Source organism: Kocuria sp. KH4, assembly GCF_053711175.1.
In genome coordinates, this window is the sequence record NZ_JBSJYX010000013.1 from 90,375 (window position 1) to 105,384 (window position 15,010).

The 15,010-nt window shown below is 75.0% G+C and carries 14 protein-coding genes; 8 read left to right on the forward strand and 6 right to left on the reverse strand.

Annotated features, from left to right (window positions below):
* Nucleotides 1-100: 100 nt before the first annotated feature.
* The 4 genes from ACWCOM_RS11115 to ACWCOM_RS11130 all read left to right on the forward strand — a co-directional run bounded on the left by ACWCOM_RS11115 (nt 101) and on the right by ACWCOM_RS11130 (nt 1,440).
* Complete coding sequence (locus tag ACWCOM_RS11115; protein WP_454548807.1) at nt 101-580, forward strand: DUF2975 domain-containing protein; 480 nt, start codon at nt 101-103, stop codon at nt 578-580.
* Nucleotides 580-825 carry a helix-turn-helix domain-containing protein gene (locus ACWCOM_RS11120; protein WP_454548808.1) on the forward strand — a complete coding sequence of 82 codons (246 nt, stop codon included), beginning with the start codon at nt 580-582 and terminating at the stop codon, nt 823-825. Before ACWCOM_RS11115 ends, ACWCOM_RS11120 begins: the two co-directional genes overlap by 1 nt.
* Complete coding sequence (locus ACWCOM_RS11125) at nt 822-989, forward strand: hypothetical protein (RefSeq protein WP_454548809.1); 168 nt, start codon at nt 822-824, stop codon at nt 987-989. Before ACWCOM_RS11120 ends, ACWCOM_RS11125 begins: the two co-directional genes overlap by 4 nt.
* A 214-nt stretch (nt 990-1,203) precedes the next feature.
* Entirely contained in the window at nt 1,204-1,440 is a 237-nt protein-coding gene (locus ACWCOM_RS11130) for a hypothetical protein (protein ID WP_454548810.1), read from the forward strand.
* A gap of 15 nt (nt 1,441-1,455) precedes the next feature.
* Here the strand turns inward: ACWCOM_RS11130 and ACWCOM_RS11135 are convergent, their stop codons facing one another.
* The 4 genes from ACWCOM_RS11135 to ACWCOM_RS11150 all read right to left on the reverse strand — a co-directional run bounded on the left by ACWCOM_RS11135 (nt 1,456) and on the right by ACWCOM_RS11150 (nt 5,238).
* Entirely contained in the window at nt 1,456-1,923 is a 468-nt protein-coding gene (locus ACWCOM_RS11135; protein WP_454548811.1) for a MarR family winged helix-turn-helix transcriptional regulator, read from the reverse strand.
* Complete coding sequence (locus ACWCOM_RS11140) at nt 1,920-2,606, reverse strand: CE1759 family FMN reductase (protein ID WP_454548812.1); 687 nt, start codon at nt 2,604-2,606, stop codon at nt 1,920-1,922. Before ACWCOM_RS11140 ends, ACWCOM_RS11135 begins: the two co-directional genes overlap by 4 nt.
* Complete coding sequence (locus ACWCOM_RS11145) at nt 2,603-3,793, reverse strand: LLM class flavin-dependent oxidoreductase (protein ID WP_454548813.1); 1,191 nt, start codon at nt 3,791-3,793, stop codon at nt 2,603-2,605. The genes ACWCOM_RS11140 and ACWCOM_RS11145 overlap by 4 nt, the downstream gene beginning before the upstream one ends.
* Before the next feature lie 233 nt (nt 3,794-4,026).
* A complete protein-coding gene (locus ACWCOM_RS11150) occupies nt 4,027-5,238 on the reverse strand; it encodes a hypothetical protein (protein ID WP_454548814.1) in 1,212 nt (403 codons plus the stop codon).
* 358 nt (nt 5,239-5,596) lie between these two features.
* Here ACWCOM_RS11150 and ACWCOM_RS11155 point away from each other — a divergent pair, with 358 nt between their 5' ends.
* Nucleotides 5,597-6,982: an 8-oxoguanine deaminase gene (locus tag ACWCOM_RS11155; protein WP_454548815.1), complete on the forward strand. Its 1,386-nt coding sequence runs from the start codon at nt 5,597-5,599 to the stop codon at nt 6,980-6,982.
* 183 nt (nt 6,983-7,165) lie between these two features.
* Here the strand turns inward: ACWCOM_RS11155 and ACWCOM_RS11160 are convergent, their stop codons facing one another.
* Nucleotides 7,166-8,767, reverse strand: a complete 1,602-nt coding sequence (locus ACWCOM_RS11160; protein ID WP_454548816.1) for a nucleobase:cation symporter-2 family protein — start codon at nt 8,765-8,767, stop codon at nt 7,166-7,168.
* A 158-nt stretch (nt 8,768-8,925) separates the two neighbouring features.
* Nucleotides 8,926-9,423: a nucleoside deaminase gene (locus ACWCOM_RS11165; protein WP_454548817.1), complete on the reverse strand. Its 498-nt coding sequence runs from the start codon at nt 9,421-9,423 to the stop codon at nt 8,926-8,928.
* 750 nt (nt 9,424-10,173) lie between these two features.
* Between ACWCOM_RS11165 and ACWCOM_RS11170 the strand changes: the two genes are divergently transcribed.
* Genes ACWCOM_RS11170 through xdhC form a run of 3 tightly spaced genes read left to right on the forward strand, consistent with a single transcriptional unit; the run spans nt 10,174 to nt 14,916 of the window.
* Entirely contained in the window at nt 10,174-11,685 is a 1,512-nt protein-coding gene (locus ACWCOM_RS11170; protein ID WP_454548818.1) for a xanthine dehydrogenase small subunit, read from the forward strand.
* Nucleotides 11,682-14,063: a xanthine dehydrogenase molybdopterin binding subunit gene (gene xdhB, locus ACWCOM_RS11175; RefSeq protein WP_454548819.1), complete on the forward strand. Its 2,382-nt coding sequence runs from the start codon at nt 11,682-11,684 to the stop codon at nt 14,061-14,063. The genes ACWCOM_RS11170 and xdhB overlap by 4 nt, the downstream gene beginning before the upstream one ends.
* A gap of 1 nt (nt 14,064) precedes the next feature.
* Nucleotides 14,065-14,916: a xanthine dehydrogenase accessory protein XdhC gene (xdhC, locus tag ACWCOM_RS11180; protein ID WP_454548820.1), complete on the forward strand. Its 852-nt coding sequence runs from the start codon at nt 14,065-14,067 to the stop codon at nt 14,914-14,916.
* Nucleotides 14,917-15,010: the final 94 nt, after the last annotated feature.

The window sequence follows — 15,010 nt, forward strand, 5'->3', positions numbered from 1 at the left end:
CCCCGGGCCGGGCGCTGTGCGCCCGGCCCGGTCGCCCTTCCGCCGGAGCAGCATCGGCTCCCTTATTGACAATCGATAGATACCGAGTGAAACTCGATGCATGATTGCTGAACACCGGGCGGTCGCCGCCCTGCGGGTCTTCCTCGCCCTGCTCTTCGGGATCCTGGTGCTGTTCCAGGTCATGTCCCTGCCCGGGCAGTTCGCGCACATGGCCCGGGAGAACCCCGAGATGGCGTACCTGAGATGGCCGGCCACCGCCGTGACGGTGTTCTGGGTGCTGTGCGCGCAGGTGGTGATCGTGTGCACCTGGAAGCTGCTCACCCTGGTCAAGAACGACCGCATCTTCAGCACGGCCTCCCTGGCATGGGTGGACGCGATCGTCTGGGCGGTCGCCGCCGCGTGGGCGGTGCTGCTGGGCGTGTTCCTCTTCGTCGGCTTCAACGCCGGCGACCCCGGCCTGCCGCTGCTGCTGTTCCTGATGCTGACCGGGGTCACCGTGCTCGGGCTGCTCATGGTGGTGATGCGGGCGCTGCTGCGCCGGGCCACCACCTTGCGCACCGACATGGAGGCGGTGATCTGATGCCGATCGTCGTGCGCCTCGACGTCGAGCTCGCCAAGCGCAAGATGAGCGTCGGCGAGTTCGCCGACCGGGTCGGGCTCACCCCCGCCAATGTCGCCGTGCTGAAGAACGGCCGTGCCAAGGCGGTGCGCTTCTCCACCCTGGACGCCATGTGCCGGGTGCTGGAGTGCCAGCCCGGAGACCTGCTCGAGTGGGTCGAGGACCCCACCGACCCCCCGCCCCACGCCCCGGAGGAGAGCCCGTGAGACTCGTCGTCCCCGCCCTGCTGGTCCTCCTCGGCCTGGCGATCGGCGCCGCCGGCATCGTCTACGGCGAGGCCGACGACTCCCCGGGCCTCCAGCTGCTGGGCGCCCTCGTCGTCCTCGCCGCCGTGGTCCTCGGCGTGCGCACCGCCCGGCGCCGCCGGTGAGCCCCGGCGCCGCAGCGCGGCGCCGGGTCCGGCCGGCCCTCGGGACGGGGCGGCGCGAACGGTGCAGAACGGCGGCCGAGATCGCGAATCCGCCCGCCTGACTGACCACCGTGACCACCCGGCTGCGCCTGGACCGGCCGAAGGCGCGGACCCCGGTTCCCGCGCCCGGGATCGAGCCGCCGGGGACCGCCGGGCCGGAGGAAGGGAACCGACGATGAAGACCATGACCTGCCGCCAGCTGGGAGGGCCCTGCGAGCTCGGGCACCGCGGCGAGACGGCCGACGACGTCATCGCCGCCCAGGACCGCCGTCTCCGGGAGGCGGTGCGGGCCGGGAGCACCGACCACCAGGAGGCCCGCGACGCCATGCGGGGTCGCTGGCGGCACCCGAAGCAGTCGCTGGGCTGGTACCGCGACATGCAGCAGGCCTTCGCCGACCTCCCCGAGGACTGACGCGGGGGCACGGGCTCAGGAGGGGCGCACCCTCCGCGCGACGCGCTCCATGACGGCCCGCAGCCGTTGCGCGTCGTCGCCCTCCAGGACGTCGAGGAACAGTTCCTCGACGTCGCGGGCGTGGGCGGGCCGGAGGCGGCGGAAGGCGGCCAGCCCCTCGGCGGTGAGCTCCGCCTCCAGCCCGCGCCGGTCCTCCGGGCACGGCCGGCGCCGGACCCACCCGCGCTTCTCGAGCACGCCGATCTGGTAGCTCAGCCGGCTCGGGGAGAAGACCAGCCGCTGGGCGAGCTCCCCCATCCGGAGGCGGTGGTGGTCCGCGTCGCGCAGCAGCAGGAGCACCTGGTAGTCCATCAGCGAGCAGCCGTGCTCCTTGAGGCGGGTCTCCAGCTCGGTGGTGAGCAGGGCGGAGGTCTCGAAGAACAGCTGCCACACGTCCCACGGGCGCCCGGCCGCGCCCCGGTCGCCTGCTCCGGGCTCGCTCACCGCCCGGCCCGGGCGAGCAGGTCCGCGAAGTCCGGGACGTCGGCGAACACGTCGCCCCGCGGCGGGGCCGCCGCTGCGGCCGCCGGGGCCTCCTCGGCGGCCGCAGCGAACCGGGCGCGGCCGGGGGCGAGCTGCGCCGCGAGCTGCGCGCCGGCGCGCCGGACGCGCCCCTGGAGCTCCTCCCCGGCCCAGTCCTCGGTGGCCGCGTAGACCCCCAGGGGCAGCACGAGCGCCTTGAGGTGGGCGAAGAGCGGGCGCAGGGCGGTGTCGAGCATCAGCGAGTGCCGCGCGGAGCCCCCGGTGGCGGCCACCAGCACCGGCAGGCCCTCCAGCGCGCCGTCCTCGACGAGGTCGAAGAAGGACTTGAACAGCCCCGCGTAGGAGGCCTTGTACGTCGGGGTCGCCGCGATGAGCGCGTCCGCGCCGACGACCGCCTCCAGCGCCTCCCGCAGGTCCGGGGCGGGGAAGCCGGTCAGCAGGTGGTCGGTGATGGCGTGGGCGAGCGGGCGCAGGTCCACGCGGGTGATCCGCACCGGTGCCGGGCCCAGGGCGTCGCGGGTCGCCCCGGTGAGCCGGTCGGCCAGCAGCCGGGTCGAGGAGGCGTCGGACATCCCGGCCGAGACCACCACCAGGTGGGCCGCGCCGGCGGCCGCGGGCGCCCGGGGCGGCGTCGTCGTGCTCATCGGCGGGCCCCCTGGGCGGTGCGGGCGTCGCGTGCGGCGCCCTCGCCCTGCTCGGCGCGGGCCCGCCCGGCGGGCGAGTCCGCGGCGCCGCCGGGCACCGGGTCCTGGCCGGCGCGGTGGCGGGCCACCAGCGAGGCGTGGGTCGGCGCCTCCGGCACGTGGGCCGGCTTGAGCGCGGCGAACTCCCGGCGCAGCACCGGCACGACCTCCTCGCCCAGCAGGTCGATCTGCTCCAGGACGGTCTTCAGGGGCAGGCCCGCGTGGTCGATGAGGAACAGCTGGCGCTGGTAGTCGCCGGCGTAGTCGCGGAACGAGAGGGTCTTCTCGATCACCTGCTCCGGGGTGCCGACGGTCAGCGGGGTCTGGGCCGTGAAGTCCTCCAGGGAGGGCCCGTGGCCGTAGACCGGGGCGTTGTCGAAGTAGGGCCGGAACTCCCGCACCGCGTCCTGGGAGTTCCGCCGCATGAACACCTGCCCGCCCAGCCCCACGATCGCCTGGTCGTAGGAGCCGTGGCCGTAGTGCTCGTAGCGCTGCCGGTAGAAGTCGACCATCCGCCGGGTGTGCTCGGCGGGCCAGAAGATGTTGTTGTGGAAGAACCCGTCGCCGTAGTAGGCGGCCTGCTCGGGGATCTCGGGCGAGCGGATCGAGCCGTGCCACACGAAGGGGGCCACGTCGTCGAGCGGGCGCGGGGTCGAGGTGAAGCCCTGCAGGGCAGAGCGGAACCGCCCCTGCCAGTCGACCACGTCCTCCCGCCACAGCCGGTGGAGCAGGCTGTAGTTCTCGACCGCCAGGGGGATGCCCTGGCGGATGTCCTGGCCGAACCACGGGTAGACCGGGCCCGTGTTGCCGCGGCCCATCGTCAGGTCCACCCGGCCGCCGGACAGGTGCTGCAGGTATGCGTAGTCCTCGGCGATGCGCACCGGGTCGGTCGTGGTGACGAGCGTCGTGGCCGTGGACAGCAGCAGCCGCTCGGTCTGCGCCGCGACGGCGGCCAGCAGGATGGGCGGGTTCGCCGGGGCCACGAACGGCGGGTTGTGGTGCTGGCCCGTGGCGAAGACGTCCAGCCCCACCTCCTCGGCCTTCTTCGCGATCTCGACCGTGGCCCTGATCCGCTCGTGCTCGGTCGGGGTGCGCCCTGTGGTGGGGTCCTCGGTGACGTCCCCGATGGTGAAGATGCCGAACTGCATGTCGCCCTCCTGGTCTCCCGCGGCCCCCGTCCCGACGGGCACCGCAGGTTCTACAAATTTGAAGCATCCTGTACAAGCCGGGACCGCGCGAGGTTATTCCCGAGCCCTGGATCCGGGATCCCGGCCCCGGATCCCGGCGGAGGCCGGCCGGGGAACCGGCCCGGCGAGGCCGGCCCCGCCGTGGCGTGCCCGGCCCGCGGCGGACCGTCCCGTCCGGCGATCAGGTCCGGCGATCACGTCCGGCGGGAGCGGTGGAGCACGGCCCGGCGGGTCGCCTGCACGCTCGCGTCGACCGCCTGCTCCAGCGGGCCCCGGCCCAGCGCCCGATGCCAGTGCAGGGCGACCAGCGCCACGGCCACCAGGGGCACGGCGTACCAGAGGAAGGAGCGGTCGTCACGGAGCCCGACGGACAGCGCCAGCAGGTGGGCGGTGTACAGGGTCAGGGCCGTGGCGCCCAGCGCCGACAGCGCCGGCAGCCAGGCCCCGGACCTCCGGGAGACCAGCAGGCAGCCCCCGAGCACCAGCAGGCCCGCCCCGAGCCCGGGCACGACCGCCCACAGCGGGCCGGTGTGCACCGCCGCGATGGCCGGCCACTCCACGAGGTCGGTGGGCCACGCGCCCGCACCCCACACCGGCATCGTGGCCGGCAGGTCCCCGCCCGTCCCACGGGCCCCCGGACCCCGGTCGCCCCCGCCGACGGCGTGGCGCAGCGCCGAGGCGGTCAGCTCGAGGAGGACCAGCCCCGCCCCCAGCACCAGCAGACGGACCTGGACCGCCCGGTCGCGCAGGCGCACCCGCCCCAGGCCCAGTCCCACCAGGAGACACGCCAGGTACGGCAGGGCCGGGTGCGTGCTCATCAGCAGGAGCCGCGGGACCGACCCCGCCGGCCCGCCCCCCGCACCGGCGGAGGTGGGGGCGGAGGAGGGGTCCACCGGCAGGAGCACCCCCAGGGTGTGCACCGGCAGCGGGGCCAGGACCCAGCAGACCGCCGCACCGACGAACAGGGCCGTGGCGGACAGGTGCAGGAACGGGATCGCCAGCAGGCAGAGCACCGCGTAGTAGACCAGCACACCGCCTGCCGGGACGCCCTCGGGCAGCAGCGCCCAGACTCCCAGGCCCAGCACGGCGACCAGCACCGCCCGCACGGCCGTTCCCACCCGGTCGGCGGCCAGCCAGCGGCCCTCGTGCGGGAACCGGCCCCCGGAGCCGAGCGCCAGCCCCACGCCGGCCAGCAGGGCGACCGCTGCCGCCGCGTGCCCCGGCAGGACAAGGGGAGACCAGCCCGGCCCCGCCGCCGCGGCGCCGGGCAGGACCGGCGCCGTCACCAGTCCGATCAGCACCAGCCCCCGGGCGGCGTCGAGACCCGCCGCCCACCCCGAGGACCGGCGGGCGCCGCCCGCGGCGCCCGCCGGGGCGGGCCCTTCCCTCCTGGTCGTCCAGCTCATGGGTCCCCCGATCTCCCCGGCCCGCCCCGGAGGTCCCGGGGGTCCGGATCCGGGCCGCGCCCGGGCCCCGCCCGCGGGACCATGGTGAGCCCAGGATTCCCGCTGCACTTTGCGCCCGGGTTGCGCCCGTCTCAAGATTCCGTGAAGAACTCGCGGGCCGCCCCGGGCACGGCACCGCCGGCACCGTCACCGGCTTGTGGCGCAGCGCACACCGGTGTTAAGGTCGCCGGGACCGCACGAGCGGTCTCCTGGATCAGCAGACAGGACCTCACTGAGCTGGCGGCGCCGCGTGCCGCCCTCGGAAGGACCCGGGGCCACGGCGCCGGGAACGAGATCCTGCGACCGATCGGAGCACCCCGTGCACACCCACACCACCGACCCCGGCTCCCACCTGCTGTGGCTGCGCGACCCCCTGGCCCTGTACACCGGGGAGGACGCCTCGGAGCGGACCGCCGGTGGCGTCGTGGTGGACACCGCCTCCGGCACCGTGGTGGAGCTGGTCCCCGCGGGCGGCGTCCCGGCCGCCCCGTGCGCCGTCCTCGACGCCCGGGAGCACGTGGTGGTGCCCGGGCTGATCAACACGCACCACCACTTCTACCAGACGCTCACCCGGGCCTGGGCACCCGTGGTCAGCGTCCCCCTGTTCCCGTGGCTGCGGGACCTCTACCCGGTCTGGGCGCGCCTGCGCCCCCGGGACCTGCAGCTGGCGACCACGGTGGCGATGGCGGAGCTGCTGCTGTCGGGCTGCACCACGGCCGCCGACCACCACTACCTGTTCCCGGGCGGCATGGAGGACTCGATCGACGTGCAGGTCGAGGCCGCGCGCAGCCTGGGCATGCGGGCCGTGCTCTCCCGCGGGTCCATGAGCCTGGGCGAGCGGGACGGCGGACTGCCCCCGCAGCACACGGTGCAGGAGGCGGAGGTCATCCTCGCCGACAGCGCCCGGCTGGTGGAGACCCACCACGAGCGCGGCGACGGCGCCCGGACCCAGATCGCCCTGGCCCCGTGCTCCCCCTTCTCGGTCACGCGGGAGATCATGCGGGACACCGCCGTGCTGGCCGGCGAGCTGGACGTGCGGCTGCACACCCACCTGGCCGAGACCGTCGACGAGGAGGACTTCTGCCGGGAGCGCTTCGGGCTGCGCACCGTCGACTACCTCGAGTCCACGGGCTGGCTCACCGACCGGACCTGGCTGGCCCACGGCATCCACTTCGACGACGCCGAGCTGGCCCGCCTCGGGGCGGCCGGGGTGGGCGTGGCCCACTGCCCCACGTCCAACATGCGCCTGGCCTCCGGGATCTGCCGGGCCGTGGAGCTGGAGGAGGCCGGCTGCCCCGTGGGCCTCGGAGTGGACGGCTCGGCCTCCAACGACGCCTCGAACCTGGTGCTGGAGGCCCGTCAGGCCCTGTACGTGCAGCGGCTGCGCTACGGGGCCGAGGCCGTGACCCCGCAGCGCGCGCTGGGCTGGGCCACGGCCGGCTCCGCGCGCCTGCTGGGCCGCCCGGACCTGGGCGTGCTGCGGCCCGGCGCCCAGGCGGACCTCGCGATGTTCCGGCTCGACGGACTGCGCTTCTCCGGCTCCCACGACCCGCTCTCGGCGCTGCTGCTGTGCGGCGCGGACCGGGCGGACCGCGTCATGGTGGGCGGGCGCTGGCTCGTGGAGGGCGGCGCGATCACCGGCCTGGACGTGGAGGCGCTCACGGCCGAGCACACCGCCGCGGCCCACCGCCTGGTGCACGCCTGAGGTCCCGCCCGTTCCCCGGCCCTCGGCCGGGGAACGGGCGCTGATCGGGCGCCGCCCCGCCCGCCGGGCCCGGCACGCCGTCCGGCACGGGGATGCGGCCCGCCCCCGCCCGGCGGCGTGCCGGGCGGGGGCGGAGAGCACCGCGGGCCCGGCGCTCCGGGAGGCCGCGGCCGAGGAGTGCGCTCAGGACGTCGCGTCCTTCGCCGCAAGGATCGCCCGGATCTGTCCGGTGTGGGTGATCTCCCCGTCGGCGATCATCCTCCGGACGTCGTCGAAGTGGTGCTCCGCCACGACCGCCACCTCGGACCCGTCGCTGTCCACCACGGTGCCGTTCCCGATCCGGTCGCCCTCCCGCAGGTGCGCCAGGGTGTCCGCCCGGACGACCCGGACCGGCGCCGCCGCCACGGCGGACGGGTGCTCCGAGTTGCCGGCGGCCAGCTCGTTGAACAGGAGGTTGAGCGCGATGGCCACGATCGCCGCGGCGCTGATCCCCGAGCCGAGGATGGTCTGGGCCCAGGCGGGGAAGCCGGCGTAGAACTGGGGCGCGGCCACCGGGACGAGGCCGAAGGCGAAGGCGACCGCCACGATGACGAGGTTCATGGAGTGGTTGAAGTCCACCTTGCCCAGCGTGCGGACCCCGGAGGAGGCCACCGTGCCGAAGAGCACGATCGACGCCCCGCCCAGCACCGGCGTGGGGATGGCCGCGACGACCTCCCCGACGACGGGGAACATGCCCAGCCCGACCATGATGATCCCCGCCGCCGTGACCACGAAGCGGCTGCGGATGCCCGTCACCGCGACGAGGCCGACGTTGGCCGCGAAGGCCGTCTGGGTGAAGGAGTTGAGCAGCGGCGCCCCCGCGGAGGAGAGCATGTCCGCCCGCAGCCCGTTGGCCACCCGCCGGGAGTCGACCTTGGCCCCGGTGATCTCCCCCACGGCCAGGATGTCCGCCGTGGTCTCGGTCATCGTGACCAGCACCACGATGAGCATCGAGATGATCGAGGCGACCTCGAAGCTCGGGGGGCCGAAGGCCAGCGGCGTCGGGAAGGTGACGATCCCACCCTCCCCCACCCCGGAGAAGTCGACCATGCCCATCGTGGTCGCGACCGCCGTGCCCAGGACGAAGGACAGCAGGATGGACAGGCGCGAGATCATCCCGACGCCCACCTTGGAGAGCACCAGCACGATGAGCAGGGTGATGCCGGCCAGCGCCAGGCTGCGGGGGTCGGCGGCCCCGCCCTCCCCGCCGCCGGCGGCCCAGGAGATCGCCACCGGCAGCAGGGAGATGCCGATCACCGTGATCACCGTGCCCGTGACCACCGGCGGGAACAGCCGCAGGACGCGGGAGAAGGCCCCGGCGAGCAGGAAGCCCACCACCGAGGAGACGAGGACGGCCCCGAAGATGGTGGTCAGGTCGCTGCCCCCGGCGAGGATCGCAAGCATGGGGGCCACCCCGGCGAAGGAGACCCCCTGGACCAGCGGCAGCCGGGACCCGAGGTAGGGGGCCCCGAAGCTCTGCAGGATCGTGGCGATCCCGCCCATGAGCAGGCAGGAGCTGATGAGCAGGGCGATCTCCTCGCCCGAGATGCCGGCGGCCTGTCCGATGATCAGGGGCACGGCGACGATGGCCCCGTACATGGTGAGGACGTGCTGGAAGCCGTAGGCGGTGGTGCGTCCCAGCGGGAGCCTCTCGTCCTCGGGGCCGGGTGCGGGCGCCGGTCCCGCCGGGCGGTCGCGGCGGGTCCGGCGGTCGTTGTCCTGGTGGCCAGATGCGGTCGATGACATGGCAGGAGCCTCCTTCGGCGCGCAGGCGTCGGCGCTGCGGCGCAAGGTCCGGCGATCCTCTGTTTTTCCCGGGCCGTCCGGTGCGGGCGGGTTCGTCCGTGAAGTGTCCAGATCTGATGGTCCCGGTGGGAGCCGACCGGGGCGGCGGGGTGCTCGGCTCAGTACGCGGTGCGCCGGTCGTTGCCGGCCCAGGCCTCGAACGGTTCCGTGCGCGTGGCGAGGGCGACGTGCCGGACGGGAAGGGCTCGGTCCCGCTCCTGCGCGCCCTGGGCGAAGAACTCGTGGAACTGCGCGTCGTCGAAGCCGCCGGCCGCGGCGTCGTGACGGTCGGCGGCGAAGTACACCGCGTCCAGCCGGGCCCACAGGGCCGCGGACAGGCACAGCGGGCACGGCTCACAGCTGCTGTAGAGCACGGCGCCGCCGAGGTCGAAGGTGGCCAGCTCGCGGCAGGCGCTGCGGATGGCCATGACCTCCGCGTGCGCCGTGGGGTCGTGCTCCGCGGTGACGCGGTTGACGGCGGGGAACTCCCGCCCGTCGGCGGTCACGACGACGGCGCCGAACGGCCCGCCGTCGCCGGCGGCGTTCTCCGCCGCGAGATCGACGGCGCGCTCCAGGTGGGTCCGGGTGCGCGACGTGGCTTCGTGGGTGGTCGACATGATGCTCAGGTCCTCACGGATCGTGGGGGGACCCGGGGAACGGCTTGTCGTCGGCGGGTCCGCCCGGCTGTCAGATCATGCCCGGTAGATAGCCCCGTTCGACCGGGGCCCGCCATTGGCTGAGGCCAACGTAGAGCAGCCCGACGTGATCCACAACACATCGTGGAAGAATTCTTCCGCGCTCGTGCATGACGGCGCGCGGCGGGAAGACTGTTGCGGGCGCACGGCGGCGTGGTTAGGGTGTGAGACAGCCCACGGCGGGTCCTCGACGGACTATCTACCGGGCGAGCAACCACGAATCGCACTGGCCCGCCGCCAGAGAGCTCCCGGTACCCCAGGGGAACCACCTGACTCCACGTCGCGGCCAGTGGCCCGCATCGAGGAGTTCATCGCCATGACCCACACCGCGCCGCCGACAGGCCACCACCGCTCCGCCCGGAGGTGGCCGCCGCACCCGTGCCCGGGAGAGGCCCGCACCGGCCGGGGCGGCGTCGACGCCCCTCGCCGGCACCCCGCCCCGGAGTCCGCGGCCCCGCGCGCCGCGCGGAGCGGCACGCCCGCACCGGAGGTGCCCCGGCGGGCCGCGTCGTCGAGCAGGCCGCCCGCCCTCGCCGTGCCTAAGGCCCCCGCGCGCGCCGCGGCGTCCGGCGTCCTGTCGAGGCAGGACCCGCAGCACCCGAGCACCGGGGGGCGGTCGTCCCGCGCCCGCCGGCAGAACCCTTTCCGCGCAGGCATGGAGGAGCACAAGGCATGAGCGAGATCCGAGTGACGGTCAACGGTCGGGCCCGGGACGGTGCCGGGGTCGGCCCGCACACCCGGCTGCTGGACTGGCTGCGCGGCGAGGGCCTGACCGGCGCCAAGGAGGGCTGCGCCGAGGGCGAGTGCGGTGCCTGCGCGGTGCTGGTCGCCCGGCCGGACGGCGAGGGGCGCAGCCGGTGGACCTCTGTCAACGCGTGTTTGCCCCCCGCCGCCGCCTTCGACGGCCAGGAGGTCGTCACCGCCGAGGGCCTCGGCACCGCGGGCGGCACCGGCACACCGGCGGCGCTGCACCCCGTCCAGCAGGAGATGGCGGTCCGGGGAGGCTCCCAGTGCGGCTACTGCACCCCCGGCTTCGTCTGCTCCATGGCCGCCGAGTACTACCGCCCCGAGCGCCAGGCCACCGGCGCCGCCGCCGGGACGCGCACCGGCACCGAGGTCGTCGGCGAGGAGCACGCGGCCGGCCACGAGTGCGGGCCCAACGGCTTCGACCTGCACGCCCTCAGCGGCAACCTCTGCCGCTGCACGGGCTACCGGCCCATCCGCGACGCCGCCTACGCACTAGGCGAGCCCGCCGGGACCGACCCGCTGCTGCGACGCCAGGACCGGCCCGCGCAGCCGGCCCCGCCCACCCGGGTGGAGGCCGGCGGCGCGCGCTTCGTGCGCCCCGGCTCCCTGGAGGAGCTCTTCGAGCACCTGGAGGGCGACCCGGAGGCCCAGCTGGTCGCCGGGTCCACGGACGCCGGCGTGGGCGTCAACATCCAGCACGCCCGCCCGCGGCTGACCCTGGCGGTGGACCGGCTCGAGCAGCTGCGCACGCTCGACGTGGGAGCGGAGCGGGTCGAGGTCGGGGCGGCCCTGAGCCTGACCGAGGTCGAGCGCGGCCTCGCCGGGCGGGTGCCGCTGCTGGACCAGCTCTTCCCGCAGTTCGCCTCCCGCCTGATCCGCAACGCCGCGACGTTCGGCGGCAACCTCGGGACCGGCTCGCCCATCGGGGACTCGGCCCCGGCGCTGCTGGCCCTGGGGGCGTCCGTGGTGCTGGCCTCCGCCGGGGGCGAGCGCGAGGTCCCCCTGGACGAGTACTACACCGGGTACCGGCGCAGCGTCCGCCGCCCCGGGGAGATCATCCGCGCCGTGCGGATCCCCCTGCCGGCGGCCCGGCACAGCGCGTTCCACAAGATCGCCAAGCGGCGCTTCGACGACATCTCCAGCGTGGCCGTCGGCATCGCCGTGCACGTGGAGGACGGCACGGTCACCTCCGCGCGGATCGGCCTGGGCGGCGTGGCCGCCACCCCGATCCGTGCCCGCGGCCCGGAGCGGCTGCTCAGCGGCGCGCCGTGGAACCGCGACACGGTCCTGGCCGCGGCGGCCGCGCTGGCCGGCGAGGGCACCCCGATCGACGACCACCGGGCCAGCGCCCGCTACCGCACGGCCATGCTCGAGCAGGCCCTGCTCAAGTTCTGGGCGCAGAACGCGTCCGCTCCCGACCCGGAGGTGTCCCGATGACGTCCCTCGCCGACCGCCCCGTCAACCCCGTGGTGGGCGTGCCCGTCGCCCACGAGAGCGCCGCCCTGCACGTCACGGGCACGGCCCTGTACACCGACGACCTGGTCGTGCGCCACCAGGACGTGCTGCACGCCTGGCCGGTGCAGGCCCCGCACGCCCACGCCCTGGTGCGGGAGCTGCGCACGGGCCCGGCCCTGGCCGTCCCGGGCGTGGTCCGGGTGCTCACCGCCGCGGACGTGCCCGGCGTCAACGACGCCGGGACCAAGCACGACGAGCCACTGTTTCCCTCCGAGGTCATGTTCCACGGGCACGCGGTGTGCTGGGTGCTGGGCGAGACGCTGGAGGCGGCCCGGCTGGGCGCCGAGGCCGTCGAGGCCGACTACGAGCCGCTGCCGTCGCTGGTCACCGTGGCGGAGGCCGTCGAGGCCGGGAGCTTCCAGGGCGGTCGGCCCACCGTCAGCCGCGGGGACACCGCCACGGCCCTGGCCACCGCCGCCCACCGCTTCAGCGGGGAGCTGGAGTTCGGCGGCCAGGAGCACTTCTACCTCGAGACCCACGCGTCCTTCGCCTACGTCGACGAGGGCGGGCAGGTCCTGGTGCACTGCAGCACCCAGCACCCCACCGAGACCCAGGAGATCGTCGCCCACGTCCTGGGCCTGCACAGCCACGAGGTCACCGTGCAGTGCCTGCGCATGGGCGGCGGGTTCGGCGGCAAGGAGATGCAGCCGCACGGCTACGCCGCCGTCGCCGCCCTCGGATCGGTGCTCACGGGCCGGCCGGTCCGGCTGCGGCTCAACCGGACCCAGGACATCACCCTCTCCGGCAAGCGCCACCCGTACCACGCCCGGTGGGAGGCCGGTTTCGACGAGAGCGGCCGCCTGCAGGCCCTCGAGGCGACCGTCACCAGCGACGGCGGGTGGAGCCTGGACCTCTCCGAGCCCGTGCTGCAGCGGACGCTGTGCCACATCGACAACGCCTACTGGATCCCCCACGTGCAGGTCCACGGGCGGATCGCGAAGACCCACAAGACCTCGCAGACCGCGTTCCGCGGCTTCGGCGGGCCCCAGGGCATGCTGGTGATCGAGGAGGTGATGGGCCGCTGCGCCCCCCTGCTCGGGGTCGACCCCACGGAGCTGCGCCACCGCAACCTCTACGTCCCCGGCCAGACCACCCCCTACGGCCAGCCCGTCCGGCACGCCGAGCGGCTGCGCACCATCTGGACGCAGCTGCTCGACCGGGCCGAGGTGGAGCGCCGCCGCGAGGAGATCGCGGCGTTCAACGCCGCCCACCCCGACACCAAGCGGGCGCTCGCGGTCACCCCCGTGAAGTTCGGCATCTCGTTCAACCTCACGGCCTTCAACCAGGCCGGCGCCCTGGTGCACGTCTACAAGGACGGGTCCGTGCTCATCAACCACGGCGGCACCGAGATGGGACAGGGGCTGCACACCAAGATGCGGCAGGTCGCGGCCACGGCCCTCGGCGTGCCCCTGGAGACCGTCCGGCTCGCACCCACCCGCACCGACAAGGTGCCCAACACCTCCGCGACGGCCGCCAGCTCCGGGGCGGACCTCAACGGCGGGGCCGTGAAGAACGCCTGCGAGCAGATCCGCGGCCGGCTGGCCGAGGTCGCGGCCCGCAAGTTCGACATCCACCCCGACGACGTCCGGTTCGTCGACGGCACGGTGACCGGGATCGGCTTCCACGACCGGCAGATCTCCTTCGCCCAGCTCGCCCACGACGCCTACTTCCAGCGGATCTCGCTGTGGGCGGCCGGGTACTACCGCACCGAGGGCCTGCACTGGGACGGCGCCCGGATGCAGGGCGAGCCGTTCAAGTACTTCTCCTACGGCGCCTCCGTCTCCGAGGTGGAGGTCGACGGGTTCACCGGCGCCTACCGGCTGCTGCGCACCGACATCGTGCACGACGTCGGCGACAGCCTCTCCCCGCTGATCGACGTCGGGCAGATCGAGGGCGGCTTCGTGCAGGGGGCGGGCTGGCTCACGCTCGAGGAGCTGCGCTGGGACGTCTCCGACGGCCCGCACCGGGGCCGGCTGGCCACGCAGGCGGCGAGCACCTACAAGCTGCCGAGCTTCTCGGAGATGCCCGAGGAGTTCAACGTGCACCTCTTCGAGCAGGCCACCGAGAGCGGGGTCGTCTACGGGTCCAAGGCCGTGGGGGAACCGCCCCTCATGCTGGCCTTCAGCGTGCGCGAGGCGTTGCGGGAGGCCGCGGCCGCCTTCGGCCCCGGCGCCCGCAGCGTCGGGCTCGCCAGCCCGGCCACCCCGGAGGCGGTGTTCTGGGCGGTCCAGGAGGCGCGCCGGGCCCTGACCGCCGGCGCGGAGGCGGCTCCCGCGCCGGCCACCACGGCGGCGCACTGACGTGGACTGGCTGGACGCCCTGCAGCACCTGCGCGCGGCGGGCGCGCCGGGGGTGCTCGCCACCGTCACGGAGGTGCGCGGGCACGCCCCCCGGGAGGCCGGGGCCAAGATGGTCGTGGCCGGGACCGCCACGTGGGACACCGTGGGCGGGGGCAACCTCGAGGCCACCGTGGTGGACCGGGCGCGGGCGCTGCTCGCCTCGGGGTCCACGGTCCCGGAGACGCTGACGTTCTCGCTCAACGAGCACGCCGCCGTGGAGCACGGCCGGCAGTGCTGCGGGGGCGTGGTCAGCGTCCTGCTCGAGCCCCAGGGCGCCCGGCCGGCGGTGGCGGTGTTCGGCATGGGCCACGTGGGCCACGAGCTCGCCCGGGTGCTGTCCCGGCTGCCCCTGCACCTGCACCTGGTGGACAGCCGCGACGGCCAGCTGGACGCCGCGCGGCTCGCCGACGTCACCGACGGGACCGCGCACGTCCACCTGCACCACAGCCCCGCCCCGGAGAACGTCCTGGCCGGGCTGCCGGCCGGAGCGCACGTGCTGATCATGAGCCACGACCACGCCGAGGACCTCGTGCTGTGCGACGCGGCGCTGCGCCGGGGCGACCTGGGCACCGTGGGGCTGATCGGCTCCCGGGCCAAGTGGGCCCGCTTCCGGCAGCGCCTGTGCGCGGAGGGGCACCCGGAGGGCGCCGTGGACCGCATCACGTGCCCCATCGGGCTCCCCGGCATCCCCGGCAAGGCCCCCGCGGTGATCGCGATCAGCGTCGCCGCGGCCCTGCTCCGTGACCTCGCCGGCTCAGCGGCGGCGCCCCCGGGCCTCGGGGGGCCGGACGCGACCATCGAGGCGGTGTCATGAGCGTTTCCCTGGGCATCCCGCAGCTGCGCAGCACCGGGCCCGCCCCCAGCCCCGCCCCACCCGCAGCCGGACTGCTGGACCGGCACGGGCGGCG

What these genes read in the sequence shown, in the direction of transcription:
- ACWCOM_RS11115 (WP_454548807.1), top strand. Translation starts at nt 101, where the DNA reads ATGATTGCTGAACACCGGGCGGTCGCCGCCCTGCGGGTCTTCCTCGCC.
- ACWCOM_RS11120 (WP_454548808.1), top strand. Translation starts at nt 580, where the DNA reads ATGCCGATCGTCGTGCGCCTCGACGTCGAGCTCGCCAAGCGCAAGATG.
- ACWCOM_RS11130 (WP_454548810.1), top strand. Translation starts at nt 1,204, where the DNA reads ATGAAGACCATGACCTGCCGCCAGCTGGGAGGGCCCTGCGAGCTCGGG.
- ACWCOM_RS11140 (WP_454548812.1), bottom strand. Translation starts at nt 2,606, where the DNA reads ATGAGCACGACGACGCCGCCCCGGGCGCCCGCGGCCGCCGGCGCGGCC.
- ACWCOM_RS11145 (WP_454548813.1), bottom strand. Translation starts at nt 3,793, where the DNA reads ATGCAGTTCGGCATCTTCACCATCGGGGACGTCACCGAGGACCCCACC.
- ACWCOM_RS11150 (WP_454548814.1), bottom strand. Translation starts at nt 5,238, where the DNA reads ATGAGCTGGACGACCAGGAGGGAAGGGCCCGCCCCGGCGGGCGCCGCG.
- ACWCOM_RS11160 (WP_454548816.1), bottom strand. Translation starts at nt 8,767, where the DNA reads ATGTCATCGACCGCATCTGGCCACCAGGACAACGACCGCCGGACCCGC.
- ACWCOM_RS11165 (WP_454548817.1), bottom strand. Translation starts at nt 9,423, where the DNA reads ATGTCGACCACCCACGAAGCCACGTCGCGCACCCGGACCCACCTGGAG.
- ACWCOM_RS11170 (WP_454548818.1), top strand. Translation starts at nt 10,174, where the DNA reads ATGAGCGAGATCCGAGTGACGGTCAACGGTCGGGCCCGGGACGGTGCC.
- xdhB (WP_454548819.1), top strand. Translation starts at nt 11,682, where the DNA reads ATGACGTCCCTCGCCGACCGCCCCGTCAACCCCGTGGTGGGCGTGCCC.